25 protein-coding genes, 1 tRNA gene and 1 riboswitch are annotated in these 23,958 nt (G+C 67.8%); of the genes, 9 read left to right on the top strand and 17 right to left on the bottom strand.

Going from position 1 to position 23,958, the window contains the following annotated elements:
* The first annotated feature begins 12 nt into the window (after positions 1-12).
* The gene (locus tag AQZ49_RS14640; RefSeq protein ID WP_067616962.1) at positions 13-3,264 is read left to right on the top strand and encodes an insulinase family protein; all 3,252 of its coding nucleotides are present in this window, start codon (positions 13-15) and stop codon (positions 3,262-3,264) included.
* A 92-nt stretch (positions 3,265-3,356) separates the two neighbouring features.
* On the opposite strand, the gene AQZ49_RS14635 is transcribed toward AQZ49_RS14640, so the two are convergent.
* Positions 3,357-3,959, bottom strand: coding sequence for an NADPH-dependent F420 reductase (locus AQZ49_RS14635; RefSeq protein WP_067616957.1), 603 nt, complete (start codon positions 3,957-3,959; stop codon positions 3,357-3,359).
* Positions 3,960-4,200: 241 nt separating this feature from the next.
* Here AQZ49_RS14635 and AQZ49_RS14630 point away from each other — a divergent pair, with 241 nt between their 5' ends.
* Positions 4,201-5,097 (top strand): LysR family transcriptional regulator, encoded by an 897-nt coding sequence (locus tag AQZ49_RS14630; protein WP_067616954.1) that lies wholly within the window; start codon positions 4,201-4,203, stop codon positions 5,095-5,097.
* Between the two features lie 132 nt (positions 5,098-5,229).
* Here the strand turns inward: AQZ49_RS14630 and AQZ49_RS14625 are convergent, their stop codons facing one another.
* On the bottom strand, positions 5,230-5,574 hold the full coding sequence (locus AQZ49_RS14625; protein WP_067616952.1) for a carboxymuconolactone decarboxylase family protein: 345 nt from the start codon (positions 5,572-5,574) through the stop codon (positions 5,230-5,232).
* A gap of 50 nt (positions 5,575-5,624) precedes the next feature.
* Positions 5,625-6,476, bottom strand: a complete 852-nt coding sequence (locus tag AQZ49_RS14620; RefSeq protein ID WP_197411059.1) for an SDR family NAD(P)-dependent oxidoreductase — start codon at positions 6,474-6,476, stop codon at positions 5,625-5,627.
* A 63-nt stretch (positions 6,477-6,539) separates the two neighbouring features.
* Between AQZ49_RS14620 and AQZ49_RS14615 the strand changes: the two genes are divergently transcribed.
* Positions 6,540-7,460, top strand: coding sequence for a LysR family transcriptional regulator (locus tag AQZ49_RS14615; protein ID WP_067616949.1), 921 nt, complete (start codon positions 6,540-6,542; stop codon positions 7,458-7,460).
* Between the two features lie 52 nt (positions 7,461-7,512).
* Here the strand turns inward: AQZ49_RS14615 and AQZ49_RS14610 are convergent, their stop codons facing one another.
* The 3 genes from AQZ49_RS14610 to AQZ49_RS14600 all read right to left on the bottom strand — a co-directional run bounded on the left by AQZ49_RS14610 (position 7,513) and on the right by AQZ49_RS14600 (position 9,783).
* Positions 7,513-8,490, bottom strand: a complete 978-nt coding sequence (locus AQZ49_RS14610; RefSeq protein WP_067617192.1) for a zinc-dependent alcohol dehydrogenase family protein — start codon at positions 8,488-8,490, stop codon at positions 7,513-7,515.
* 105 nt (positions 8,491-8,595) lie between these two features.
* The gene (locus AQZ49_RS14605) at positions 8,596-9,441 is read right to left on the bottom strand and encodes a LysR family transcriptional regulator (protein WP_067616947.1); all 846 of its coding nucleotides are present in this window, start codon (positions 9,439-9,441) and stop codon (positions 8,596-8,598) included.
* A 265-nt stretch (positions 9,442-9,706) separates the two neighbouring features.
* A tRNA-Pro gene (locus AQZ49_RS14600) sits at positions 9,707-9,783 on the bottom strand.
* A 136-nt stretch (positions 9,784-9,919) separates the two neighbouring features.
* Here AQZ49_RS14600 and AQZ49_RS14595 point away from each other — a divergent pair.
* Positions 9,920-11,245, top strand: coding sequence for an LLM class flavin-dependent oxidoreductase (locus tag AQZ49_RS14595; protein WP_067616944.1), 1,326 nt, complete (start codon positions 9,920-9,922; stop codon positions 11,243-11,245).
* On the opposite strand, the gene AQZ49_RS14590 is transcribed toward AQZ49_RS14595, so the two are convergent.
* From AQZ49_RS14590 to AQZ49_RS14555, 9 genes are all read right to left on the bottom strand, one after another.
* The gene (locus AQZ49_RS14590) at positions 11,242-11,655 is read right to left on the bottom strand and encodes a DUF6691 family protein (protein ID WP_067616939.1); all 414 of its coding nucleotides are present in this window, start codon (positions 11,653-11,655) and stop codon (positions 11,242-11,244) included. The genes AQZ49_RS14595 and AQZ49_RS14590 overlap by 4 nt on opposite strands.
* Entirely contained in the window at positions 11,652-12,041 is a 390-nt protein-coding gene (locus AQZ49_RS14585) for a YeeE/YedE family protein (protein ID WP_369819140.1), read from the bottom strand. The genes AQZ49_RS14590 and AQZ49_RS14585 overlap by 4 nt, the downstream gene beginning before the upstream one ends.
* A gap of 26 nt (positions 12,042-12,067) precedes the next feature.
* The gene (locus AQZ49_RS22370) at positions 12,068-12,205 is read right to left on the bottom strand and encodes a hypothetical protein (protein ID WP_197411058.1); all 138 of its coding nucleotides are present in this window, start codon (positions 12,203-12,205) and stop codon (positions 12,068-12,070) included.
* A gap of 76 nt (positions 12,206-12,281) precedes the next feature.
* The gene (locus AQZ49_RS14580; protein WP_067616934.1) at positions 12,282-13,595 is read right to left on the bottom strand and encodes a cobyrinic acid a,c-diamide synthase CobB; all 1,314 of its coding nucleotides are present in this window, start codon (positions 13,593-13,595) and stop codon (positions 12,282-12,284) included.
* 2 nt (positions 13,596-13,597) lie between these two features.
* A complete protein-coding gene (locus AQZ49_RS14575; RefSeq protein WP_067616924.1) occupies positions 13,598-13,954 on the bottom strand; it encodes a DUF1636 family protein in 357 nt (118 codons plus the stop codon).
* 117 nt (positions 13,955-14,071) lie between these two features.
* Positions 14,072-14,303, bottom strand: a riboswitch (cobalamin riboswitch).
* Between the two features lie 31 nt (positions 14,304-14,334).
* On the bottom strand, positions 14,335-14,958 hold the full coding sequence (bluB, locus tag AQZ49_RS14570; RefSeq protein ID WP_067616915.1) for a 5,6-dimethylbenzimidazole synthase: 624 nt from the start codon (positions 14,956-14,958) through the stop codon (positions 14,335-14,337).
* 4 nt (positions 14,959-14,962) lie between these two features.
* Positions 14,963-15,925, bottom strand: coding sequence for a threonine-phosphate decarboxylase CobD (gene cobD, locus AQZ49_RS14565; protein ID WP_197411057.1), 963 nt, complete (start codon positions 15,923-15,925; stop codon positions 14,963-14,965).
* On the bottom strand, positions 15,922-16,866 hold the full coding sequence (gene cbiB / locus AQZ49_RS14560; RefSeq protein WP_197411069.1) for an adenosylcobinamide-phosphate synthase CbiB: 945 nt from the start codon (positions 16,864-16,866) through the stop codon (positions 15,922-15,924). Before cbiB ends, cobD begins: the two co-directional genes overlap by 4 nt.
* Entirely contained in the window at positions 16,866-17,444 is a 579-nt protein-coding gene (locus tag AQZ49_RS14555; protein ID WP_067616912.1) for a histidine phosphatase family protein, read from the bottom strand. The genes cbiB and AQZ49_RS14555 overlap by 1 nt, the downstream gene beginning before the upstream one ends.
* A gap of 85 nt (positions 17,445-17,529) precedes the next feature.
* Between AQZ49_RS14555 and cobU the strand changes: the two genes are divergently transcribed.
* Genes cobU through AQZ49_RS14535 form a run of 4 tightly spaced genes read left to right on the top strand, consistent with a single transcriptional unit; the run spans position 17,530 to position 21,275 of the window.
* Complete coding sequence (gene cobU, locus AQZ49_RS14550) at positions 17,530-18,036, top strand: bifunctional adenosylcobinamide kinase/adenosylcobinamide-phosphate guanylyltransferase (RefSeq protein WP_067616911.1); 507 nt, start codon at positions 17,530-17,532, stop codon at positions 18,034-18,036.
* Complete coding sequence (cobT, locus tag AQZ49_RS14545) at positions 18,036-19,052, top strand: nicotinate-nucleotide--dimethylbenzimidazole phosphoribosyltransferase (RefSeq protein ID WP_067616910.1); 1,017 nt, start codon at positions 18,036-18,038, stop codon at positions 19,050-19,052. Before cobU ends, cobT begins: the two co-directional genes overlap by 1 nt.
* Complete coding sequence (locus tag AQZ49_RS14540) at positions 19,049-19,813, top strand: adenosylcobinamide-GDP ribazoletransferase (protein ID WP_197411056.1); 765 nt, start codon at positions 19,049-19,051, stop codon at positions 19,811-19,813. Before cobT ends, AQZ49_RS14540 begins: the two co-directional genes overlap by 4 nt.
* A 4-nt stretch (positions 19,814-19,817) precedes the next feature.
* Positions 19,818-21,275: a cobyric acid synthase gene (locus AQZ49_RS14535; protein WP_067616908.1), complete on the top strand. Its 1,458-nt coding sequence runs from the start codon at positions 19,818-19,820 to the stop codon at positions 21,273-21,275.
* A gap of 56 nt (positions 21,276-21,331) precedes the next feature.
* On the opposite strand, the gene AQZ49_RS14530 is transcribed toward AQZ49_RS14535, so the two are convergent.
* Entirely contained in the window at positions 21,332-21,652 is a 321-nt protein-coding gene (locus tag AQZ49_RS14530) for a hypothetical protein (protein ID WP_067616905.1), read from the bottom strand.
* Positions 21,652-22,623, bottom strand: coding sequence for a LysR substrate-binding domain-containing protein (locus AQZ49_RS14525; protein WP_067616896.1), 972 nt, complete (start codon positions 22,621-22,623; stop codon positions 21,652-21,654). Before AQZ49_RS14525 ends, AQZ49_RS14530 begins: the two co-directional genes overlap by 1 nt.
* Positions 22,624-22,713: 90 nt before the next feature.
* Between AQZ49_RS14525 and AQZ49_RS14520 the strand changes: the two genes are divergently transcribed.
* Positions 22,714-23,958 carry a VOC family protein gene (locus tag AQZ49_RS14520; RefSeq protein ID WP_067617180.1) on the top strand — a complete coding sequence of 415 codons (1,245 nt, stop codon included), beginning with the start codon at positions 22,714-22,716 and terminating at the stop codon, positions 23,956-23,958.

The raw sequence follows: 23,958 nt of genomic DNA, 5'->3' as shown, positions 1-23,958 counted from the left end.
CGGAGTGTGTGAATGGTGGCGCCTTTGCTGGTTCTGGCGGTTGTGGCGGCGCCCGTCGCGACCAGCCTTGCGCTGCCGACACCAACGCCGATCGCCCAGTCGGGATGGGTCACGCCGGGCGATTTTCCACAAGGGCTACCGGTCGCCAGCCGTGGCAGGCCACTGCGCTATATGCTCGATGTCGATGCAACCGGCGCGGTCATCGCGTGCCAGATCGTCGGATCGAGCGGGGTGGTGGCGATCGATCGCGCAACGTGCGCGCTGTTGCAGCAGCGCGCGCATTTCGTGCCCGCGCACGACAGTGGGGGCAAGGCCGTGCAGTCTTCGTTCCTTGGCACGATTGCGCCGCCGGTCATGGCCATCGCGCCTGCGCCAGGCGGGATCGGCGGACGATCGGCGCAAGGTCTGTTCGGCCATGCCAGTCCGGTCCGGACGACGGGACGCCTGTTGCCACTCGATCTGGGGCCGCCGCCCGGATCGCCGGGCCTGGCCCTGATCCTGCCGCCGCCACCGGTCGATGTGGCCGAAGACGCCGCCCCGCCAGCCGATCCCGCGGTGCGTTACGGCCAACTGCCCAACGGATTGCACTATGCAATCATGCGGCGGCAATCGGCGGTGACCGGGGTCGCCATCCGCATGCAGGTCGCGGCCGGCTCGCTCGATGAAACCGATCGCCAGCGCGGCTATGCCCACCTGATCGAGCATATGATTTTCCGGGGCACCGCGAACGTGCCCGATGGCCAGTTGACGCGGCGGCTGGAACAGATGGGAATGACCCTGGGGCGCGATACGGCGGCGTTCACGATGCCTGAAAGCACGCTGTTCGTGCTCGATTTTCCCAATTCGGCGGCGGCGCCGACGCACACCGGGCTGACGCTGCTGCGCGAAGCGGTCGATCGCGCGACGATTGCGCCCGATGCACTGGCGTCGGAACGCGGCGTCGTGCTGTCGGAACGGCGGGTGCGCGATGATCCCGAACAACGCTCGCAAACCGCGCGGCTGGCGTTTCTGCTGCCCGGACAGCCAGTGCCCGATCGCTGGGCAGTCGGCACGCTTGAAGGTATCAACGGCGCCACGGCGGCGTCCTTGCGCGCCTTTTACGAAGCGCATTATCGGCCCGAGAACGTCACTTTGGTGGTGGCGGGCAATATCGAATATGGCCAGGTCGAAGACGAGATCAGGGCGGCGTTCGGCGATTGGGTGGGCAAGGGGCCTGCCCCTGCCAAAGCCGATCAGGGTCATGTCCGTCCGCGTGGCGAGGATTTTTGCATCCACGTCGGCCCCGGCGCGCCCGATCAGGCAGAGGCCGACTGGGTGGCCGATTACGACCGCAGCCCCGACACGATGGCGCGCACGCGGCGGGTGATCGCCACGCTGGTGGCGGGCAGTGTGCTCAACACGCGGCTGACACGGCTGGGCGAGGACATGGCGGCTCCGTTCGTGAGCGCCAGTGTGCAGACGCATCCGCTGTTCCATTCGGCGCAAGTGACTTCGCTGCAGGCCGAGCCCAAGCCCGGCCAGACCAATGCCGCGATCGCTGCCGTGCTGGTCGAAGCGCGGCGGCTGGTGCGGTTCGACATCGGCAAACAGGAATTCGATACCGCCGTGGCCGGGCTGCGCCCGCGTCTGACCCGCATGGTCGACAGTGCCAACATCCGCGACACCGGCGATATCGCCAACCGGATCCTGGCCGATATCAATAGCGACACTGTGTTCACCAGCCCGGCGCAAGCCGCGGCGGATGCGCAGAAGATCCTCGACACGCTGACCCCGGCGACGGTCGAGGTCGCTGCCCGGCGCATGTTCGCAGGCGCCGGGCCGCTGGTCTATGTCAGCGCCGACACCGCGCCCGAAGGCGGCGAAGCGGCGTTGCGCGCGGCGGTCGATGCTGCCGATCGTCAGCCGTTGTCTGCCCCGCCTGCGCTGGTCACCACGGCGTGGCCTTATACCAGCTTCGGCGCGCCGGGGCAGGTGGTCGATCGCCAGACCATTGCCGATCTGGGCGTCACGGTAATCCGCTTTGCCAACGGCACGTCGATGACAGTCAAGCCGATCCCGGCGATGAAGGACCAGATCCTGGTCAACCTGAATTTCGGCAGGGGCCTGGCCGGACTGCCGGCCGCGCTCGAACGGTCATACTGGCAAGTGGTCAGCCCGGCCATGCCGCTGATCGCCGGGGGGCTGGGCAAAGTCGGGATGGCGGACATTGCCACGCTGTTTGCCGAACACCGCGTCACCATCGGCTATCTGGTGTCGGACAGCCGCTTCATGCTGACCGGTGAAACCAGCATCGCCGATCTTGGCAACCAGTTGCAATTGATGACCGCGTTTGTCGCCGATCCGGGATTTCGCCCGTCCGCCTTCGAAAAGGCGCGCGCGGTTGCGCAGAGCCAGCTTGGCCAGTTGGATGCCACCGCCAGCGTGACGATGCGGCGCGATCTGTCGGTGCTGCTGGCCGGTGGTGACCGGCGCTGGATGCCGGTGCCGACGCCCGGCGATGTGGCGAACAGCCGGGCGGATGATCTGCCCGCCATCCTGCGCCCGGCGCTGGCCGGGCCGATCAATGTCGTGCTGGTCGGCGATATCGATGTGGCGCGCGCGATTGCGCTGGGCCAGGCCACCATCGGCGCGCTGCCCCCGCGCACGACGCGCCCGGACGGCGCGATCGCGACATTTCCCGCCGCAACGGCAGACCCAGTGGTGGTGACCGACCATGGCAACGCCGACGATGCCGTGGCGGTGGCGGCGTGGCCGACGCCAGGCTTTTTTGCCGACAAGCGCGATTCGCGCGGGCTGCAAGTGCTGGCCGAAATTATCCGGCTGCGCCTGCAGGAGGGCCTGCGCGCGCATGACGGGCTGACTTATTCGCCCGGCGTGCACACCGCCCAATCGACGATCGATGACGCCTATGGCTTCATTGCCGCCGATGTCGAACTGACCCCGGACAAGGCGGCGCTGTTCTTCACCACGATCGGCGCGATCGTCGCCGACCTTGCCGCCCATCCGGTTATGCCTGACGAACTCGACCGCGCCCGCGCGCCGATGATCGACGACGCACAAAAGCGCCTGCGCATCACCACCTATTGGGCGTCGGAACTGGTCGGCGCCGATGCAGACCCACGCATTTTCGACACCATCCGCACGCGCCTGCCCGATCTTTACGCAATAAGCCCTGCTGATATCCAGCGCCTGGCGCAACGGTATCTCGTGCAGGCGCATCCCTATCGCGCCATCTTCCGCGCCGCCGACGCGCCCCGCCCCTGATTGCCACGGTGCCGGGGGCAGGGAAGGCCTGCACCCCCGCAGTCGTCACGACGTCCCGCAACGCACGTTTCGGGTCCGGGATCGTCGATCGATCATTGGTCTTTCTTGAACATGTCCTGGAAGATCAGCGGGCCCCAGGTGCGGTCGCGGGCGTGCACCGTCGCGCCGCCCTCGGCCAGTTTGCCCAGCGCGACCGGCGCGAACCCGAGCTGCTTTGACAGCGCCGCCACAGGGGCGATCGCGTCCGCGTCATCGCTCGACAGAAACACCACCCGGTGCCCGCCCGGGACAACCGGGTCGGTGGCCAAAGTGGCTGCAATCAGATGATTGAAGCCTTTGACGAGCGCAGCCCCGGCAAATGCCCGGGCGACAAATGCCGAGGACGGCAGGCCGTCGAGCGCTTCGGGCGGAACGCCATAGGTGTTCATCGCGTCGACGATCGTCTTGCCGCTCCAATCCGGCAGCGCGGCGGCAATCTTGGGATGTTCGCCGAACGGGACGGCCAGGAAAATGATGTCGGCCGCAACCGCCTCGGCCAGCGACCCGGCCAGGACGGTCGGGCCGATCGCCTGCGCCTGCGGCGCCAGCGCTTCGGGCGGCCGGTGGCTGGCGACGGTCACTGCGATATTTTTACGCGCGAAAGCGTGGGCGAGGGCCTGGCCGATCTTGCCAAAGCCGACAATGGCATAACGCATGATGCTTCTCCGATCTGTGGAATGGAATCCGGGGTGTTCAACGGCGCCGAGTTCGTATGTCGTGGCGCCGACAGCCTCGATATGGGCTCGTCCCGGTCGCGCGGTGAGTGCGCAAATGTGCATATCGATGGTGCAAAAACGATCCGCATAAGGGATTCGGGGCTGTGCCTGCCATGCAGATTCCGGTTTTCCGTGCTAGACTGCGCTGCGGTGGCCACAGCTTGCGGCGCGGGAATGCACCATGATCGACTGGGATGACGTTCGCCATTTTCTTGCTGTCACGCGCGGAGGCTCGGTGCGGGCTGCAGCCAAACGGCTTGGCGTGAATCATGCGACCGTGTTGCGTCGCGTGGCCCAGCTTGAAGACCGGCTAGGGGCGCAGATGTTCGAAAAGCGGCCTTCCGGATACCGTCTGACGGCTGCGGGTGAAGACGTCCTCGAATTCGCCAACCAGATGGAAGCGTCGTCGCACCAGCTTGAAGCGCGCGTGTTCGGGCGCGACCAGGGTGTGCGCGGGTTGCTGCGGGTGACGCTGCCGCCGTTCCTGGCGACACACTTGCTCATGCCCGATCTCGCCGAATTCGCGCGCATGCACCCGGACATCGAGATGGAGATCGCCTCGACCGGCGAGGTGGCCAATCTGACCAACCGCGAGGCGGATGTCGCGATCCGCATCGTCTCGGATCGCAAGACCTTGCCGCTCAATCTGCATGGGCTGAAGGGACCGGAATTGTTCGCAGGTGTTTATATCGCCCGCGATCGACTGGCCGCCTGGCGCACCGGCACGTCTGATGCCGTTCGCCCCATCGTCATCGGCGAACAGGGCGTTCCGGACTGGGCCGACGAAGGCGAAATCCGCGCCACAGGCGTGCCGTTCAGGACCCCGGACGCCGATGCGCAGATCGCGGCGGTCAGGCACGGGATCGGCATGACCAGACTGCCATGCTTCGTTGGCGATGCCGATCGCCTGCTGGCACGGGTGCCGGGCATCGATCTGAAGGCCCACGCAACGCTCTGGCTGCTAACGCAGGGCGAAACACGCAAGACCAAGCGCGTTAAGCTGTTTACCGAGTTCGTGTCACGCCGGCTTGCCGCCTGCACGCCGCTGTTTGCAGGCCTGGCTCCGCCACCCGACTGATGCCTGGCGGAGCCGGCCAATGACAAGGCCGCTGCGATTGCCGCACGCCTGCAACCCGCGCGTCTTGCGGGCGCGCGGGTTGCAGGCGTAACCGGGGCCGTCGGCGCACGGCTTGGCTGTCTTGGAGCCTGCTTATTTGGGCAGCGCGTCAAGGGCGTCCATCGTGCGGGTCGAATAGACCAGCGCGGCGCCCGCATTGACCGCGATGGCAACGCCAAGGGCTTCGGCGATTTCTTCGCGGGTGGCGCCTGCCTTGTTTGCCGCAGCGGTGTGGACGGTGATGCAACCATCGCAGCGCAGGCTGACAGCCACGGCCAGCGCGATCAGTTCGCGGGTCTTGTCGTCGAGATGGCCGGTATGGGTCCCCGCCTGGCTGAGCTGGGCATAGCCCTTGACGGTATCGGGGGTCAGCCTGGCCAGGCCGCCGACACCGGCGAGAACCTGCGAACGATAGGTATTCCAGTCGATCATGGACATGATGGTATTCCTTGCCTGGTGTTGAAAATGATCTTGGGAAATGATGCGCCTCAGCTGTCGAAGGCAGTGGCGATGGCCGTGTCGCGCCATGCGGCGATATCGGCCTGGACCTCGGCGATCTTGCTCTCCATGCGGTCGATGCAATCGGCGCCCAGTGGCAGGCGCAGCGGCGGCTCCGGCGCTTCGACGGCGGCGATGATCGCCTGCACGCCCTTGGCCGGATCGCCTGCCTGCTGCCCGTTGCGGAGCGAGACGTTGCGCCGGGTCTGGCCTGCGCTCTGGGCATAGGCGTCGATCGCGGTGGCGGCCTTGACAGCGGAATCGGCGGACAGGAATTCGGTACGGAAATAGCCCGGTTCGACGATGGTGACACCAATGCCAAACGGCTTTATTTCCTGTGCCAGCGCTTCCGAAAGGCCCTCGACCGCGAATTTCGACGCATTGTAAAGCCCGAAGCCGACCGACCCGGCAAACCCGCCCACCGACGAGAAGTTTACGATATGTCCGCTCCCGCGCGCCCGCATCGAGGGCAGGATGGCGCGGATCGTGTTGTGCGTGCCGATGACATTGGTGGCAAACACCGCCTCCGCCTCGGTGGCGGAAACCTCTTCGACCGCGCCGACCAGTCCATAGCCGGCGTTGTTGACCAGAACGTCGATCCCACCAGTGGTGACCACGGCTTCGTCCAGCACGGCGCGCGCCTGGTCGGCATCGCGCACATCCAGTTTGAACACGGTCAGCCGGTCGTGAAGGGTGGGGGCTCGCCCATCGCGGGTCGTGCCCACCACGGTGTGCCCGCGTGCCAGCAGTTCCTCGGCCATGATGCGGCCAAAACCGCGGGAAATGCCTGTGATGAACCAGTTTGCCATGATCGCTTCCTCTGTCTTGGTTGATGCGGTCATGATTACTGCGGCCCGGCGGAGCGATCCAATTGACCCTTCTGCGCTCTGTGATAACCTTGACTTATGAACGCCGTGGACATCCGCCACTTGCGCTATTTCGCCGCCGTGGCGAGCGAGCGGCATTTTGGCCGTGCAGCGGTCAGGCTGGCAATTACCCAGCCAGCGCTCAGCCAGCAGATCTCTGCGCTGGAGGCCATTCTGGGCGTGCAACTGTTGATCCGCGACCGGCGCAGCGTGACCATTACGCCTGCGGGCGAGGCGTTTCTGGCAGGTGCGCAGGACGTGCTTGGCCGGATGGATGCGCTGGTGGAAACCACGCGCCGGCTCGCCCGGCAAGGCGAGGAACAGATCACCATTGCCATGGTCGAGGCGACCAACCTGCCGTTCCTCCTGCCCGCGCTGGCCGATCTGCGGCGGCTCTATCCTGCGATCAAGGTGTTGCGGCGCGAAATGGTGTCGCCCCAGCAGGTGAGGGCGCTGCTGGCGGGCGAGATCGATATCGGCATGGGCGTTCTGCTGGGGCATGAAGATGCCACGAGCGGGATCGCCGCGCGTCCCCTGCTGGAGGGGCGCTGGCTGGTGGCGGTGCCGCGCGGCCATCCCCTGGCCGGGGCAGAGCGCCTGGTCCCGCGCGATCTCGCCCGCGAGCCGCTGATGATCTTTGCGCGCAGCATGAACCCGCCGCTTTACGATTCCGTGATCGACAGCTTCCGTCTTCATGGGGTCGAGCCTGACTTTGTGTATGAGACCTCGCAGCCGCAACTGGGGCTGACGATGGCGGAGGAAGCGGCCGGTTTGATGATCGGCGCGGACTATGTGTTCGGTGCCAGGCGGCAAAGATGCGCCTTTGTACCGCTGGAAGGGTTGCCCCAGCTTTCGGTGCATATCTTCTGGCGCAAGAACGAGACATCCGGGCTGATCCACGACCTGATCGAATGTCTGATCGAGCGGGCCGGTGAAATGCCGCGTCTGCCCGCCGGATAGCGGCTGCGTTCAGCCGGAACGATGCCGCCACCCGCTTGGTGGCCCGAGCGCGTCAGGCAATATCCACCACCAGTTTGCCCCGCACGTCACCTGCACTGATCGCGCGATAGGCCTCGCAAACGGTGTCCAGCGTAAAGCGGCGCGGATCGAGGATGGGAACCAGTTTGCCAGCCTCTGCCAACCCGGTGGCGGCGGCAAGAATTGCACCATGGTGGCGCCGGCCGCGCCCCGACAACAGCGGCGCCAGCGTAAAGACGCCCGAATAGCTGGCCCCCTTGAACGAAAGCGGCGCCAGCGCATGGGTGCCCCAGCCGAGGCAGCTTGCCACATGGCCGAACTGCCGCACCGCCAGGAATGAGGCATCGAGCGCCGGGCCGCCTGCGGTATCATAAACTTTGTCGAAGCCCTCGCCGCCGGTCAGCCGGGCAACGTAGGCTTCCACCGGTTCCGCGCGGTCGATGAAGGTGGCGCCCAGCAATTCGATCGTGGCGCGTTGGAGGCTCGATCCGGTGGCGTAAACTTTTGCGCCGCGCGCGGCCGCGATCTGCACCGCGATATGGCCGACGCCGCCCGCGCCGCCCTGCACCAGCACGATGTCTCCGGCCGTCACTGCCATGCGGTCGACCAGCCCTTCCCAGGCGGTGATGACGATCAACGGCAGCGCCGCCGCCTCGCGCATCGACAGATTGGCGGGCTTGATCGCCAGCAAATCGGCATCGACCACGGCCTGTTCGGCCAGTGTGCCCTGATGGCCGCCGACACCGCCGACCATGCCATAGACTTCATCACCGCGACGAAACCCGGTGACGCCTTCGCCCACCTCCTCCACGACACCCGCCATATCGAGGCCCAGGATAGCGGGCAGCGGATGTTTGGCATGGGCGGCCTGTCCCGCATGGATCTTGGTGTCGAGCGGGTTCACACCGCTGGCCACGATGCGAACCCGCACCTCGCCGGGGCCGGGCTGGGGCAGCGACACGGTGGCGATACGAAAAGCGGCGGCGTGCTGGTCTAGAATGGCGGCTTGCATGGGGGTGTCCTCGGTCTGGATCTGATGCAGCCATTGTCCCCCTTGCGATTCCCTGCGGCCATCCACGAGTTTGCACGGCCTCCATGCAGATTTGTACGGGCCCCTTCAGTTGGCCAGGCGCTCGATCACCAGATCGAGCAGTGCGCGCATCCGCGCCAGCCGCTTCATGTCCTTGTGATAACCGACGAACGTGTCGCGCCCCGGCGGCGTCTCGCCCAGATCGACGCGCATCAGCCCCGGCGTCGCATCGCCCAGCGGACAGGGCAACACCGCCAGCCCAGCCCCCTGCGCACACAGCTGCGCCTGCACCTCACGGCTGTTGCTGCGGAACCCGACACGCGCATGGGGCAGCACGCGCGCCAGCCAGCGTGCGTCGGGCATCTGCGAAAAGCCGATATCCATCGTCACCACCCGCACGCCCGCACCGATGGTGGCAGGATCGAAATCCCGCCGTGCATAGACTGCATAGGGCATGTGCAGCAGGCGCCGCGAGATCACTTCGGGCTCGTCGAAGGGCGTGATGCGGAACACCATGTCCGCCTCGCGCCGGGACAGACTGTAGAGCCGCGCATCGGTGAGCAGTTCGACGCAAATGCCGGGATGGCGAGCGCCGAATTCGGCCAGCACCGGCGCCAGCACATATGTCCCGAACCAGTCCGAACAGGAAAGCCGCAGCATCCCCTGCAATTGCGCCTCGCCGCCACTCAACGCACGCTCGAGGGCCAGGACTTCTTCCCCGATGCGCTCGGCATGGCCCAGCACGGCGCTGCCCTCGTCGGTCAGCACAAAACCCCCGGCGGTGCGCTGAAACAGAACGTGCCCCACCGCCTCTTCCAGCGCGCGCAGGCGCCGCCCCATGGTCGGCTGCGTCTGGCCAATCGCGCGGGCGGCGGCGGCCAGCGTGCCTTTGCGCGCGATCGCCAAGAATACCCTGAGATCGCTCCATTCCATAGCCGCCCCCGACATTCCCGCTACAACACAGCATCATCGATTTCACGCCGCCCGGCAATGGGCGGAGGCTTGCGCAAGGCTTCGCCAAGCCGCGAGTGATCGGATTGCCGCCGGCGAGAGCCGCTTTGGACAAATGTCGGCTTGTTTTCAATTCTTTGAATTAACGGTGAAAAATTCGGGGGTTGAACCCTGTGTGCACACGAATGTGCGCCGCCCTCTCACGCAGAGGCGAAAGACAACTTGATTCAACGGCTTGATGGGAAATTGGTCGGGGAGACAAGATTCGAACTTGCGACCCTCTGGTCCCAAACCAGATGCGCTACCAGGCTGCGCTACTCCCCGACTGTTCGATGCCCGTAGGTTTCCTGTGCTTTTTACGCAAGGGCCAATTTGCCTCGCGTGGGCGGAGGGAGTCCCTTGAATTATCAACCCGCCGTGTAGACATTGGCGCAAAGCAGCAAAAGGCATTGCGAACCTCATGACCGATCAGCGGCAATTGCACCTTGGCGCGTTCATGCGCCCGATTTCGATTCACACCGGCGCCTGGCGCTATCCCGGCGCGGTGGCCGATGCCAATTTCAACTTACCGCTGATCCGGCACCTGGTGCAGCGGCTGGAGGCGGCGAAGTTCGATGCCTTTTTCATGGCCGATCACCTGGCTGTGCTCAACATGCCGGTCGATGCGCTGAAACGCAGCCATACCGTCACCAGTTTCGAACCGTTCACCCTGCTTTCGGCGCTGGCGGGCGCGACCTCGCGCATCGGTCTGGTTGCCACTGCCAGCACGACCTATGACGAACCGTTCCATATCGCGCGGCGCTTTGCGTCGCTCGATCACCTGAGTGAAGGGCGTGCTGGGTGGAATGTGGTGACCACCGGCAATCCCGAAACCGCGCGCAATTTCGGGCAGGACGACCATCTCGAACATGCCACGCGCTATGCCCGCGCGCGCGAATTCTTCGACGTGGTGACGGGCCTGTGGGACAGCTTTGCCGATGATGCATTTGTGCGCGATCAGGCCAGCGGGATCTTTTTCGATCCCGACAAGCTGCATGTGCTGAACCATCAGGGCGATTTCCTGTCGGTGCGCGGGCCACTCAACATCGCGCGGCCGGTGCAGGGCTGGCCGGTGATCGTGCAGGCGGGTGCATCTGATGCGGGGCGGCAACTGGCCGCCGAAACCGCCGAAGTGATCTTTGGCGCGTCGGATTCGCTCGCCAGCGGGCAGGCGTTCTATGCCGATATCAAAGGCCGCATGGCCGCCATCGGGCGCGATGGCGATGCGTTGAAGATCCTGCCCGCCGCGTTCGTGGTGGTGGGCGAAACCGATGCCGAGGCGCAGGCCAAGCGCGCCCACCTCGACAGTCTGGTGCATTATGACAGCGGCATCCGCTCGCTGTCGATCGCGCTGGGCCACGATGTCTCGGGCTATGACCCCGATGGCCCTTTGCCTGACATTCCCGACAGCAATGCCAGCAAGTCGGCGCGCGACCGCTTTGTCGAGGCGGGGCGGCGGCCCGGTGTGACGATCCGCGATCTGGCCGCCAAGGCCGGGGCCCATGGGGGGCTGGCCTTTGTCGGTTCGCCCGCGACGATTGCCGATGGCATGGAACGCTGGCTGCACGAACGCGGATCCGACGGGTTCAACGTGATGTTTTCACACGCCCCCGGTGGTGTGGAGGAATTCTGCGACATGGTCGTGCCCGAACTGCAGCGGCGCGGCCTGTTTCGGCGCGACTATGCCGGGACGACACTGCGCGATCACCTCGGACTTCAACGCCCGGCCAACCGGTTCTTCGGCTAATCCCGTCGTCCCAGCAACAGGCCGATGGCCAGCGGCAGGACAAAGGCCAGCATGGGCCAGGGTTGCGCGCCCAGATCGACCAGCGCCGGGCCGGGGCAGATCCCGGCCAGGCCCCAGCCCAGGCCGAACAGCACCGATCCGCCGATCAGGCGCCGGTCGACACCCTGCGTCGGCAGCGAGGGCAGGATGCCGCCATCGAGCGCCTGCCCGCGCCTGCGCCCCAGCGCGAACAGCGGGGTTGCCACTGCCAGCGCGCCGATCATCACCAGCGCCAGTCGCGGGTCCCAGTGCCCGGTGCCGATTGCCCCGATGTCGAGGAAGCCCAGCACGCGTGCCGGGCTCGACATGCCCGAGATGACCAGCCCGGCGCCAAACACCAGCCCGGCCAGAAAAGCGTGGGTCCATTTCATGCCAGCACCTTGAATAGCGCAAGGGTGATCATTGCGGTGCCCATGAACACCGGCACGGCAACCAGCGACCGGCGCGACAGGCGTGCCAGCCCGCATATGCCGTGCCCGCTGGTGCAGCCATTGGCCATGCTGGTGCCGATCCCCACCAGCAGGCCCGCAATCGCCAGGCGCAGCAGCGGGATGGTGTCCAGACCCGCCACCACAGCGGGCCCGACCGTGATCCGCGCGACCATACCGGCAGCCACCAGCCCGGCGATAAACGCCAGCCGCCAGTCGCGATCGGGCCCGCGCAGCGCCACGCGCGCGATGCCCGCGATTCCGGCGATCCGGCCATGGACCAGCCACAGCAACCCGGCGACGAGCCCGATCAGCGCGCCCCCGGCCAGGGCCGGGATCAGATCTGGCAGTGTGATCAGAACTTTACCCCTACCGAGGCCCAGACCGATGTTTCGCCAAGGCCGATGTTCGCTTCACCGCGGCCAATGGCATCGGGGATCGAGCCACTACCATAGACATGGTTCTTGAGCGCGACCACGACAAATCCGGTCAATCCAGTCTATGCGCCGAAGCCCAGGTCGCGCCGCTGCGGTCGTCAGCCGTCCGCCGATCGCGCCATGTAACCGCGATCAGGTTGCGCGCGCGATCAGGTGGAAGAAGCTGCCGGTGGCGAGGCCACGTCGTGATCCGGTTGCGGGCACCGGGACGCCAGCGGCATCGGAGACGCGGGCCAATGCGGCGTCGGGCTGATGCACGATCGTGGCATAGTGGAATTCGTGCCCGCGCAGTCGCGCTCCGGCGCGCTGGCCGGGTATTGGCGCGGTGAGTTCGGCCAGCCGATAACCCAGGTGCAGGCGGCGCGTGGCAAACGAGGTTTCCAGCCCGAGCAGCCCGGCCATGGCGTGCCGCGTGCCAGCCGCATCGACCAGCCCGGCGCCCATCGCCATATAGCCCCCGCATTCGCCATGCACCGGCCGGGTTTGGGCAAATGTGCGCAGCCCGGCGTGAAATCCTGCGGCTGCGGCCAGCGTGCCTGCGTGCAGCTCGGGATAGCCGCCGGGCAACCAGCAGACATCGGCATGCCGGTCCGGGGCCGCGTCGGCCAGCGGCGAAAATGGCACGATCTCGGCGCCCGCGCGGCGCCAGCCTTCGACCAGATGCGGATAGACAAACGAAAACGCCGCATCGCGCGCCAGCGCGATGCGCTGGCCAGGGGGCACGATCGGCGTGGCGTTCGCGTGGTCGGCCAGCCCGCCGCGGGCGGCGGCGCGCACTTGGTCGAGATCGACATGATCGGCCACGAATGCTCCGATCGCGGCAAGCCGCGCCGCCAGTTCGGGTTGTTCCTCAGCCTGGACCAGCCCGAGGTGGCGTTCGGGCAGCACCACATCCGCGCGCCGGGGCAACGCGCCGAACACGGCTATGCCGGCGCGTTCCATCCCGGCGCGCACCAGCGCTGCGTGGTGCGCGCTGGCCACATTGTTGAGGATCACCCCCGCAATCGGCACATCGGGGGCAAACCGGGCAAAGCCCAGCGCGGTGGCGGCGGCGGATTGCGCCTGCGCCGAGACGTCCAGCACCAGCACCACCGGCCACCCGGTCAGGCTGGACAGCTCTGCACTGGTGCCGTTGCCCGCTTCGCCGGGGGTGGTCACGCCATCGAACAGGCCCATCGATCCTTCGGCCAGCATCAGGTCGGCATCGGCCTGCGCGCCGATCAACGCCGCGATCTGCGTGCGCGACATGGCCCAGCTATCCAGATTGAACGACGCGCGACCGGCGGCTGCGGTGTGAAAGGCAGGGTCGATATAGTCGGGCCCGTTCTTGAACGGTTGCACCATCACGCCCCGCGCACGCAACGCGGCCAGCAATCCCAGCGTGACCAGCGTCTTGCCCGCGCCCGACGATGGCGCGGCAACGATCAGTCCCGGCGCCGCAACCATGCTCACGCGTCCGGCGCGGGGATGCGGGCGAGGCTCTGCTTGCGGAAAATCGCCACGCGTTCGCGCCACGGCACGATGCCGTCGCTGGTGGTGGCATAGGCGCCTGCTCCGGTCAGGATTTCGGCGGCGTCGCGTTCGGTCAGGCGGCCATAGACATAGCTCCAGCTTCCGGGCTGGCTCAGTGCCACGGCACAGCCATGGTTGCACGCCGACAGGCATTCGACCGGCACCAGTTCGACACCCGGTGGCTGCGGCGCGGTGGCCAGCGCGGCATAGAGCCGCGCACCCGGCACTGGGCGGCCTTCCTCGACCGTTTCACCGGCCCGGCAGGTCGTGCAAACATACAATCGTGCGGTCATCGCCCTTGCTCCACTGATCCAGTCGGGATGCAAAGACGGCATGGCCAATCGGGCCGCGCGACGGACAGCTCCGGCGACGGCAGACAAGGCTGACCGGCCGCAGCGCACCCCGGCTGCTCCATTCAAATCGGCGCTGGCAGGTCTCCCGGCTCGCGGATTCAGGGTTTCCCCAGCGATCGCGCCGCCTTCCCGGGCCTGGGCCCAGTGGCATGGAGCGATCTTTCCGGTAACGGTCGCGGGGGCGGCTGCGCTTCGGATCGAACCTGGTTCGGATCGATCCTGTCGCATTCCCTCTTCGCCTTGCGCCAGACGGAGTCTGCCGCACGGAACCAGCGTGGTCTGGCTTGTTCCAGCAGGGCGGGGATGTCAAGCGATCGCGATCAGCGCAAGTCCCAGCGGTGCGTGGTGTTTTCCTGCCATCCGGCGCGGTGGAGCAGGGGGGTGTCGTCGGTGAATTCGGGGTGGCCCAGGCACAGATAGGCGGCGAATGCCCAGCCCGGCGGCACCGCGAAAATCTGTGCCATCACCGCGGGGTCGAGGATCGAAACCATGCCGGTCCCCAGATTTTCGGCGCGCGCCGCCAGCCACAGCGTGTGGATCGCCATCGCGGTCGAATCCGCCAGCGTGGAGGGCATGGTCATGCGGCCAAGCCGGTGGCCCTCGTCGGGGTCGGTGACGGTGAACACTGCCAGTTGCAGCGGCGCGGCATCGAGCCCGGCCAGTTTGAGCCGCAGATAGGCGTCGTGCTGCGCATCGGCATAGCGGTCGGCGGCCTGGGCGTTGCAACGCGCGAATTCCGCCCGTACTTGCGCGCGCAGATCGGTTGCTTCGACCCGGATCACGCGCCACGGACGCGCATTGCCGACCGATGGCGCCAGGTCCATCGCTGCCTCCAGCCGCGCGATCGTTTCGGGATCGATCGCGTCGCGGCGGAAATGGCGCACATCGCGCCGCCAGGTCAGGATACGGTGCAGCGTTGCGGCGTCGGCGGGGGTAAAATCCATCGGGTCAATCCGTCACCGCGGCGGCCAGCCGGGCCCATTCGGCCCGATCGCCGGGCAGGCCCAGCCGCAGCCAGTGCGCCGAATAGCCGAACCGGCGCGACCAGATCGCGTGGCGCGCCAGGCGCTCTTGCGCCGCTGCCGCATCGGGTGTGTGATAGAGCCGGAACAGCGCAGTCCCGCCGACCACCGACCAGCCCGCGCCGATCGCCAGCGCATCGAGGCGCGGTGCCTCTTGCGCCAGCCGTGCGATGGTCGCGGCGGTCCATGCCGCATCGGCCAGCGCCACGCATCCGATGGCGATCGCCGCGCCCGACACCGGCCACGGTCCGGCCAGCGCCGACAGATGCTCGATCAGCGGCGCGGCGCCCAGCGCAAACCCCAGCCGCACCCCGGCCAGGCCATAGAACTTGCCGAACGAGCGCAGCACCAGCAGCCCGTCGCGCCCGGCCTGGGGCGCCAGCGACAGATGCGGCACCGCATCGGCAAAGCTTTCATCGACCACCAGCAGCCCCACCTGGCCGACCAGTGCCAGCAGATCGGCGGGATCGTGATGGCGGCCATCGGGGTTGTTGGGATTGACCACCAGCGCCAGATCGGCGCCGACCAGCGCCGCCGGGTCGGCAACCTGTTCGACCCGCCAGCCCGCCGCGCGCAAGACCCTGCCATAGTCCTGATAGGTCGGGCCGAGCAGGCGAGCGATGCCGCGCGGGCGCAGATGGGGCAGCAACTGGATCGCGGCCTGCGCGCCAGGCAGGGCGACGATCGCCGCTGTGGTGGCATAGGCCTGCGCCGCCGCTTGGCCCAGCCCGGCTTTGGCCGCCGCGGTTGGCAGCATGGTCCAGGCCTCGGCCGGGATCGGCGGTATCGGATAGGCGCGGCGGTTTATGCCGGTGGACAGATCGATCCACCCATCGCCGCCATGACGCGCGCGCGCCACATCGATATTGCCGCCGTGTTGGTCGATCATGCGATCCATAGCGGCACCGCCCCTAGCATCAAGCCGACCCACAGCACCAGCATGGCGCGGCGATAGAGCGCCAGCCCCTGGATCAGCGTGGTCGGGTCGGGGTCGTGCGCCGCGCTGTTGAGCCAGGGTTCGTCGGCCACCCGATCGGCATAGATACGCGGGCCCGACAGCCGCACATTCAGCGCCCCGGCAAACGCCGCCTCGGGCCACCCGGCATTGGGCGAACGGTGATGGCGCGCATCGCGCGCCATCACCCGCAACGCGCGCAAGGGCGCCACCGACACCAGCGCAAACAGCACCCCGGTCAACCGTGCGGGCACCAGATTGGCCCCATCATCGATCCGCGCCGCCGCCCAGCCAAACGCCGCGTGGCGCACCGTGCGATGGCCGATCATCGAATCCATCGTGTTGATCGCCTTGTAGACGGCAATCCCCGGCAGGCCGAACACCATGCCCCACAGCACCGGCGCGACAATTCCGTCAGAGGCGTTTTCGGCCAGACTTTCGGCGGCGGCGCGCGCAATCCCAGCGCCATCCAGCCGATCGGGATCGCGCCCGACGATCATCGCCACCGCCCGCCGTGCGCCCGCCAGATCGCCCTCGATCAGCGGCCGGGCGACGGCGCGCACGTGTTCATCGAGCGAGCGCGTGGCCACCAGCGGCCATGCCAGCACGCCGCCCGCGACCACGCCGGGACAGACGCGCGTCAGCGCGGTCGCGAGCCCGGCGACGAGCGCGATCACCCCCAGCGCCAGCGCCACCCCGCCGCAACGGCGCCAGCCCGACCGGCCCCGGTTGAGCATGCGATCCCCCAGCGCGATCAGCCAGCCGAGCCAGGTGACCGGATGGCCGATCCACCGGAACAGCGCACCGGGCCAGCCGACCAGCGCATCGATCGCCATGGCCAGCGCCATCATCGCGCAATGATCGGCCAGCGCCATCATACGGTCCAGTTCACCACGCCGATCGACCAGCCATGACCGGGCACATGGGTCACGCACGTAAGCGACAAGGGCGCAACCGCAAAGGCCAGCCCCGCTGCGGGCGCGCCCAGCGCCAACGCCAACGCGGCGCGGATCGTGCCCGCATGGGCCACCACCGCAATCGGCCCGGCGCCCTCGACCAGCGCGGCCAATGCGGGCCGCACGCGGGCACACAGATCGGCAAAGCTTTCCCCGCCCGGCGGGCGCATCTGCGCCAACGCCTCACCGCTCAGCGCGCCCAGATCGGGGATTGCGGCGTAAGGCATGCCTTCCCATGCGCCAAAGTGCTGTTCCCACAGCCGCGCATCGCTGGGCGGCGCCGGCATGTCGGGCCACAGCGCGGTATACGTGTCGCGGCAGCGCTGCGCGGGGCTTGTCACACAGCGGGCCACTGGCCCGATGCGTGCGCGCAAGGCCGCCAGTGCCACCGTGTCGGTGCAATCGGCGGGCACGTCGCGGTGTCCGGCCATCCGTCCGTCGGCCAGTGCGGGGGCATGGCGGATCAGCCGCAGTTCGGTGGATTTCGCTTGCGCCACGGGCGCATATCTCCTTGTGCAGAGCACGCGCTTGTGGTGTCGCGGCGCGGATCGGGCAAGTCAAACTTCGACAGGGTGCCAGGCGATGGGTCAGGTGATTGTGGTGACCGGCGGTGCGCGCTCGGGCAAGAGCGCGATTGCCGAAGCACGCGTACTGTCGCTGGGCGCGCAGGCGATCTATATCGCCACCGCCGAAGCGCACGATGCCGAAATGGCCGAACGGATCGCCGCGCATCAGGCACGGCGGGGGCCGCAATGGCACACACGCCATGCCCCGCTGGCATTGACCGAGGCGTTGGTGGCAAGCGATGGGCAGGGGCCGCGTCTGGTCGACTGCCTGACCTTGTGGCTGACCAACCTGATGCTCGGTGGCCATGACTGGCAGGTCGAGGCCGCCGCGCTGGTCGCGTGCCTGCAAGCGCAAGGCGATCCGGTGGTGCTGGTCACCAACGAAGTGGGCAGCGGGATCGTGCCCGACAACGCGCTGGCCCGCGCCTTTCGCGATGCGGCGGGATGGCTTAACCAGCATGTCGCCGCCGTGGCCGATGAAGTGATCCTGGCGGTGGCCGGGCTGCCGCTGAAAGTGAAGTGATGGCAAGTGACGTGATGCTCAACCGGCTTGACGCAATTTCCGGGGTGCTGGCCAATCTGGCACCGTTCGATGCCGCCGCTGCGCAGGCGGCGCGCGACCGTCAGACGCAATTGACCAAACCACCCGGTTCGCTCGGGCGGCTGGAAGACCTGGCGGTGTTCATGGCCGGATGGCGCGGTACGGCGCGGCCCGTGATCGCGCGCGCGCAGGCGCTGGTGTTTGCGGGCAATCACGGCATCTGCGTCCATGGCGTCAGCGCCTTTCCCGCCGAAGTGACCGCGCAGATGGTCGCCAATTTTGCCGCCGGGGGCGCCGCGATCAACCAGTTGTGCGCGGCGAACGGCGCCGATCTGAATGTGGTGGCGCTCGATCTCGATCGGCCAACGGCGGATTTCACCGCGGGCCCGGCGATGACGGACGAGGAGTGTCTGGCGGCGATCAACGCCGGCGCGGCGGCGGTTGATCCAGCGGCGGATATCCTGATTCTGGGCGAAATGGGCATCGGCAATTCGACCGTCGCCGCCGCACTGGCGTTGGCGGTGTTTGGCGGCGATGCGGCGCAATGGGTGGGGCCCGGCACCGGCGCCGATGCCGCCGGGATCGCGCGCAAGGCCGATGTCGTGGCGCAAGGTGTGGCCCGCCATGGCGCACGGCGCGGGCTCGATCTGCTGGCGGCGCTGGGGGGGCGCGAACAGGCGGCGATCTGCGGCGCGGTGCTGGCGGCGCGGCAATCGCGCATTCCGGTTCTGCTCGATGGCTTTATCTGCACGGCGGCGGTCGCACCGCTGCACGCGCTGGCCCCGGCGACGCTGGATCATTGTCTGATCGGCCATGTCAGCGCCGAACCGGGGCATCGTCGTTTGGCCGCCGGACTGGGCAAACAGCCGCTGCTGGCGCTCGACATGCGGCTGGGCGAAGGGTCTGGCGCAGCGCTGGCGCTGGGCGTCGTCCGTTCTGCGCTGGCCTGCCACAACGGCATGGCGACCTTTGCCCAGGCTGGCGTGGCAACCGCGTGATCGGCGCGCGGCTGCACGAACTGCGGCTGGCCTTCATGCTGCTCAGCCGGGTGCCGATGGGGCGCTTGCGCGAACCGGTGCCCTCGATCGGCGCGGCGGCCTGGGCCTTTCCGCTGGTCGGGGTGATCGTCGGCGGGGCAAGCGCGGCGACGCTCGCGCTGGGCTTGATGGTGCATCTGTCGCCCATGGTGGCCAGCGGGCTGGCGTTGGCGGCGGGCGTGCTGGTGACCGGCGGGCTCCACGAAGACGGGCTGGCCGATCTGGCCGACGGCTTTGGCGGCGGGGCCGACCGCGCGCGCAAGCTGGCGATCATGCGCGACAGCCGGATCGGGACGTATGGCGTGCTGGCGCTGGTGCTGGTGGTCGGGTTGCGCTGGGCGGCGCTGGCGGATGTGGCGGCGGTGGCACCCGGTCGCGCGCTGGGCACGCTGGTGGCGATCGGCGTGGCCAGCCGTGCCGGTCTGGCCCCGGTGCTGTGGCGCATGCCCGCCGCGCGCGACGATGGTCTGGGCAAGGCGGCGTCGGGTGTCGGCGCGGTGTCGGCGGGCGTTTCGCTGACGCTGGGGCTTGGCGCGCTGCTGGTGCTGGCTGGCGCGGCGGGGCTGATCCTGGCGCTGCCGATCGCCGCCATGGTGGGCGCATTGGCATGGCTGGCGTGGCGCCAGATCGGCGGGCAGACCGGTGATGTGCTCGGCGCGATGCAGCAACTGGCCGAAGTTGGCGCGTGGATCGTTCTCAGCGGCTGGATGGGGGCGCGCTAGGGCCATGGCGGCGCTGATGTTGCAGGGCACGGGGTCGGATGTCGGCAAATCGGTGCTGGTGGCCGGGTTGTGCCGCGCGCTGGCCAATCGCGGGCTGTCGGTCCTGCCGTTCAAGCCGCAGAACATGTCGAACAACGCCGCCGTCACGCCTGAAGGCGGCGAAATCGGCCGCGCGCAGGCGCTGCAGGCGATCGCCGCGCGCGCGACGCTCCACACCGACATGAACCCGGTGCTGCTCAAGCCACAGGCCGATCGTACCAGCCAGTTGATCGTGCATGGCGCGGTGCGCGGCACGCTGGGCAGCGGCAATTACCGCGAGGCCCGTGCCGCGCTGCTGGACGATGTCATGGCCAGCTATTATCGGCTGGCCGCGCGCGCCGAGGTGGTGGTGGTTGAAGGCGCCGGATCACCCGCCGAGATCAACTTGCGCGCGGGCGACATTGCCAACATGGGTTTTGCCCGCGCCGCCGGGGTGCCGGTGGTGCTGGTCGGCGATATCGATCGCGGCGGGGTAATTGCCGCCGTGGTGGGCACCCGCGCGGTGCTCGATCCCGCCGATGCGGCGATGATCGGCGGGTTTATCATCAACAAGTTTCGTGGCGATCCCGCGCTGTTTGCCGATGGCTATCGCGCAATCGAACAGCGCAGCGGCTGGCGCGGGTTCGGGTTGGTGCCCTGGCTGGCGCAGACCGCGCGCCTGCCCAGCGAGGATGCGGTGGTGCTGGAAGCGGCGCGCAAGGTCATGCCCGATCGCGTGCTGGTGGCCTGCCCGATCCTGCCGCGCATCGCCAATTTCGACGATCTCGATCCTCTGCGGCTGGAACCTTCGGTCGAGGTCGTGATGGTGCCGCCCGGATCGCCGATCCCGGCAGAGGCGGCGCTGATCGTGTTGCCGGGATCCAAGGCGACGATTGCCGACATGGCGTTTGTGCGCGCGCAAGGGTGGGATATCGATATCCTGGCGCACCATCGGCGCGGCGGCATGGTGCTGGGCATTTGCGGCGGGTACCAGATGCTGGGCCGCACCATCGCCGATCCGCTGGGCATCGAGGGCACGCCGGGCACCGCGCCGGGGCTGGGGCTGCTCGATGTCGTGACCGAGCTGACCGCGCACAAGGCCCTGCTGGCGGTGCAAGGCCTGGCGCTCGATCAGGCCTTTGCCGGGTATGAAATGCACATGGGCGAAACCACCGGGCCCGATTGCGCCCGGCCCTTTGCGCACCTGACCGGGCGCGGCGCGGATGGCGCGATCAGCGCCGATGGCCGGGTGATGGGCACATATTGCCACGCCTTGCTGGCATCGACCCCGTTGCGCCGCGCGGTGCTGGCCCGCATGGGCGCGCGCAGCAGCGGGGCCGATTATGCGCATAGCGTCGATCAGGCGCTCGATTCGCTGGCCGATGCGCTGGAACAGCATCTTGACATCGATGGTCTGCTCGAACTGGCTGGAACGCGGCGCTAGGGACGCTCTGGTCAAGGTCAAACCCGACCGCGAACCCCGGCCGGGGTGGGGTCGGTTTAGCGAACGCTCGGGGGGTAGGTGCGCGCCAGGTATGCGACGATTGCGGGATAGTCGGCGTCGGGCACTTGCGCGCCGTTGGCGATCATGCGGTCGACCAGGCGGGCCCATTGTGCGGCGGTGCGGCGCTCACCGGTGACCAGCGCGGCAGAATGGCAGGCGGTGCAGGCGCGCTCGGTTTGGGGTTGGCCGGGGCCGGGCGCGAACGTGTCGGGCGAAGCGGGCGCCTGTGCGGCGCCACCCAGCGCGACGGCGGTCAGCAACAGCAAGGCGCGCCCGTTGATTTTCCGCATGGTCGGGGCTTTGGCAGTTTCGGCCATCAGCCGGCGATGTCCTTTTGCCGCAATGGCAGGGGGTGAAATGTCCCCGCCGCCTCGGCACAGATCCACTCACGAAAGGCCACCAGCGGGGGATAGTCGCGCCGCCCGGTCGGCCAGACCAGATAATAGCTGTCGTCGCTGTCGCTGGGCGCGGTGTCGATCGCGGTGACCAGCAGGCCCTGTGCCAATTCCTCGGCGATCAGGAATGTCGGCATCAGCGCCACGCCGGCCCCGGCAATGGCCAGTTGCGCGGCGGTGGCGAACTGGTCGATCTGCATCGCAGCGCCGGGCACATGATCGATGCCGTGCCGCGCAAACCAGCGCGGCCAGGCCTCGGCGCGCGAGGTCAGCCGGATCAGCGGCGCGCGCGTCAGGTCGGCAGCCTGGGCAAAACCGTGGTGCGCGCGCAAGGCCGGGCTGCACACCGGCAGCACGGTTTCGGGCATCAGCGGCATCAGTTCGCCGCCCGGCCAGTGCGGCCGTCCGAAATGGATCGCCAGATCGATCGTGTCGGATGCAAAATCGAACGGCGCCAGCCGTGTGGTCAGGCTCAGCGTGATGCCGGGGTGCAATTCGCCAAACCGGCCCAGTCGTGGCGCCAGCCAGCGCGTGCCGAAGGTGGGCAGCACCGCCAGATTGAGCACCCCGCCACCCGGATTGAGCCGACAGCCCAGCGTTGCCGCCGACAGGATCGCCAGCGCGCGGCGCACTTCGGCGGCATACGTCTGCCCCACCGGGGTCAGCCGCACGGTCTGTTTGTCGCGAAAGAACAGCGCCTGGCCCAGACTGTCCTCCAGCGCGCGGATCTGGCGGCTGATCGCGCTCTGGGTCAGCGACAGATCGCGCGCGGCGCGCGTAAAGCTGCCCAGGCGCGCCGCCGCCTCGAACGCCTGCAACGTGGCGGTGGCGGGCAGATTGCGCCGCGCCGATGCTGGGTCATTCCATTCGGGAATGATGTCAGGTCGATTCATCGCTTGATTGCGCCTGTGTTTGCCGCGATTGATGGCATTTGCGGTATGACCCTGATGATGCCGGGTCAAGCCATGGACAGGATGACAGTCATGACGGTGGCACACAATCTGGTCGATCCCGATACGATCCGGGCGCGGTTCTGCGCCGCGCTGTCGGCGATGTACCGGCGCGAGGTGCCGCTCTATGCCGATCTGCTGACGTTGGTCGATGCGGTCAACGCGCGCACCGGGCATGCCGATGCCGACGAACCCGAACGCCATGGCGCGATCCGCGTCGGCACGGCGGCGGAACTGGCAATGATGGCGCGCGCCTTTGCGGTGCTGGGCATGGAGCCGGTCGGCTATTACGATCTGGCGCCCGCCGGGGTGCCGGTGCATTCGACCGCGTTTCGCCCGGTCACCGATGCAGCGCTGGCGGCCAATCCGTTCCGCGTGTTCTGTTCGCTGTTGCGGCTCGACCTGATCGCCGATGCCGCCTTGCGCGAGGAAGTGGCCGCGATCCTGGCGCGTCGGCAGATCTTTCGCCCCGAGGCGATCGCGCTGATCACGCGGGCCGAAGCGCAGGGCGGGCTGGATGACGCCGATGCCGATGCGTTTGTCGCCGCGCTGCTCGAAACCTTTCGCTGGCATGCCGAGGCCACGGTCGACAGCGCGACCTATCGGCGGCTGTCGGACGCGCATCGGCTGATCGCCGATATCGTCGCGTTCAAGGGGCCGCATATCAACCACCTGACCCCGCGCACCCACGATATCGACGCGGCACAGGCGGCGATGGAAGCGGCGGGCATCGATGCCAAGGCGATGATCGAGGGGCCCCCGGCGCGGACCGTACCGGTCCTGCTGCGCCAGACCAGCTTTCGCGCATTGACCGAACCGGTGCGCTTCACCGACCAGACCGGCGACGAACAGGGCCGCCACACCGCGCGCTTTGGCGAGATCGAACAGCGCGGCGCGGCGCTGACCCGCAAGGGTCGCGCGCTCTATGATGCCTTGCTGGCGCAGGCGCTCGATGGTGATCGCGGCGTGCCTTATGCGCAACGGCTGGCCAGTGCCTTTGCCGCGTTCCCCGACGATCTGGCCACGCTGGTCGAACAGGGCCTGATCCATGTGCGCCGCCGGGGCGATGCGATCGAACCGATTGTCTATGAGGATTTCCTGCCGGTCAGTGCAGCGGGCATCTTCCAGTCGAACCTGGCGGGCGAGGCGCGCCACGACTATGCCGGGGCCTCGTCGCAGGCCGAATTCGAGGCCGCGCTGGGCCGTGCGGTGCGCGATCCGTTTGCGCTCTATGCCGCGATCGAGGCCGAGAGCATGGGCACACACGCCCCGGCTTGA

Origin of the sequence: Novosphingobium sp. FSW06-99 (genome assembly GCF_001519065.1) — a bacterium.
In the GTDB taxonomy this organism is placed as follows: Bacteria; Pseudomonadota; Alphaproteobacteria; order Sphingomonadales; family Sphingomonadaceae; genus Novosphingobium.
This window is presented reverse-complemented; position numbering and strand designations above follow the sequence as displayed.

What these genes read in the sequence shown, in the direction of transcription:
- AQZ49_RS14640 (WP_067616962.1), top strand. Translation starts at nt 13, where the DNA reads ATGGTGGCGCCTTTGCTGGTTCTGGCGGTTGTGGCGGCGCCCGTCGCG.
- AQZ49_RS14610 (WP_067617192.1), bottom strand. Translation starts at nt 8,490, where the DNA reads ATGCAAGCCGCCATTCTAGACCAGCACGCCGCCGCTTTTCGTATCGCC.
- AQZ49_RS14535 (WP_067616908.1), top strand. Translation starts at nt 19,818, where the DNA reads ATGGCGGCGCTGATGTTGCAGGGCACGGGGTCGGATGTCGGCAAATCG.
- AQZ49_RS14615 (WP_067616949.1), top strand. Translation starts at nt 6,540, where the DNA reads ATGAACGCCGTGGACATCCGCCACTTGCGCTATTTCGCCGCCGTGGCG.
- cobT (WP_067616910.1), top strand. Translation starts at nt 18,036, where the DNA reads ATGGCAAGTGACGTGATGCTCAACCGGCTTGACGCAATTTCCGGGGTG.
- cobU (WP_067616911.1), top strand. Translation starts at nt 17,530, where the DNA reads ATGGGTCAGGTGATTGTGGTGACCGGCGGTGCGCGCTCGGGCAAGAGC.
- AQZ49_RS14625 (WP_067616952.1), bottom strand. Translation starts at nt 5,574, where the DNA reads ATGTCCATGATCGACTGGAATACCTATCGTTCGCAGGTTCTCGCCGGT.
- AQZ49_RS14620 (WP_197411059.1), bottom strand. Translation starts at nt 6,476, where the DNA reads ATGACCGCATCAACCAAGACAGAGGAAGCGATCATGGCAAACTGGTTC.
- AQZ49_RS14630 (WP_067616954.1), top strand. Translation starts at nt 4,201, where the DNA reads ATGATCGACTGGGATGACGTTCGCCATTTTCTTGCTGTCACGCGCGGA.
- AQZ49_RS14575 (WP_067616924.1), bottom strand. Translation starts at nt 13,954, where the DNA reads ATGACCGCACGATTGTATGTTTGCACGACCTGCCGGGCCGGTGAAACG.
- cobD (WP_197411057.1), bottom strand. Translation starts at nt 15,925, where the DNA reads ATGATCGACCAACACGGCGGCAATATCGATGTGGCGCGCGCGCGTCAT.
- AQZ49_RS14635 (WP_067616957.1), bottom strand. Translation starts at nt 3,959, where the DNA reads ATGCGTTATGCCATTGTCGGCTTTGGCAAGATCGGCCAGGCCCTCGCC.
- AQZ49_RS14595 (WP_067616944.1), top strand. Translation starts at nt 9,920, where the DNA reads ATGACCGATCAGCGGCAATTGCACCTTGGCGCGTTCATGCGCCCGATT.
- AQZ49_RS14530 (WP_067616905.1), bottom strand. Translation starts at nt 21,652, where the DNA reads ATGGCCGAAACTGCCAAAGCCCCGACCATGCGGAAAATCAACGGGCGC.
- AQZ49_RS14525 (WP_067616896.1), bottom strand. Translation starts at nt 22,623, where the DNA reads ATGAATCGACCTGACATCATTCCCGAATGGAATGACCCAGCATCGGCG.
- AQZ49_RS14520 (WP_067617180.1), top strand. Translation starts at nt 22,714, where the DNA reads ATGACGGTGGCACACAATCTGGTCGATCCCGATACGATCCGGGCGCGG.
- AQZ49_RS14590 (WP_067616939.1), bottom strand. Translation starts at nt 11,655, where the DNA reads ATGAAATGGACCCACGCTTTTCTGGCCGGGCTGGTGTTTGGCGCCGGG.
- cbiB (WP_197411069.1), bottom strand. Translation starts at nt 16,866, where the DNA reads ATGGCGCTGGCCGATCATTGCGCGATGATGGCGCTGGCCATGGCGATC.
- bluB (WP_067616915.1), bottom strand. Translation starts at nt 14,958, where the DNA reads ATGGATTTTACCCCCGCCGACGCCGCAACGCTGCACCGTATCCTGACC.
- AQZ49_RS14580 (WP_067616934.1), bottom strand. Translation starts at nt 13,595, where the DNA reads ATGGTTGCGGCGCCGGGACTGATCGTTGCCGCGCCATCGTCGGGCGCG.
- AQZ49_RS14605 (WP_067616947.1), bottom strand. Translation starts at nt 9,441, where the DNA reads ATGGAATGGAGCGATCTCAGGGTATTCTTGGCGATCGCGCGCAAAGGC.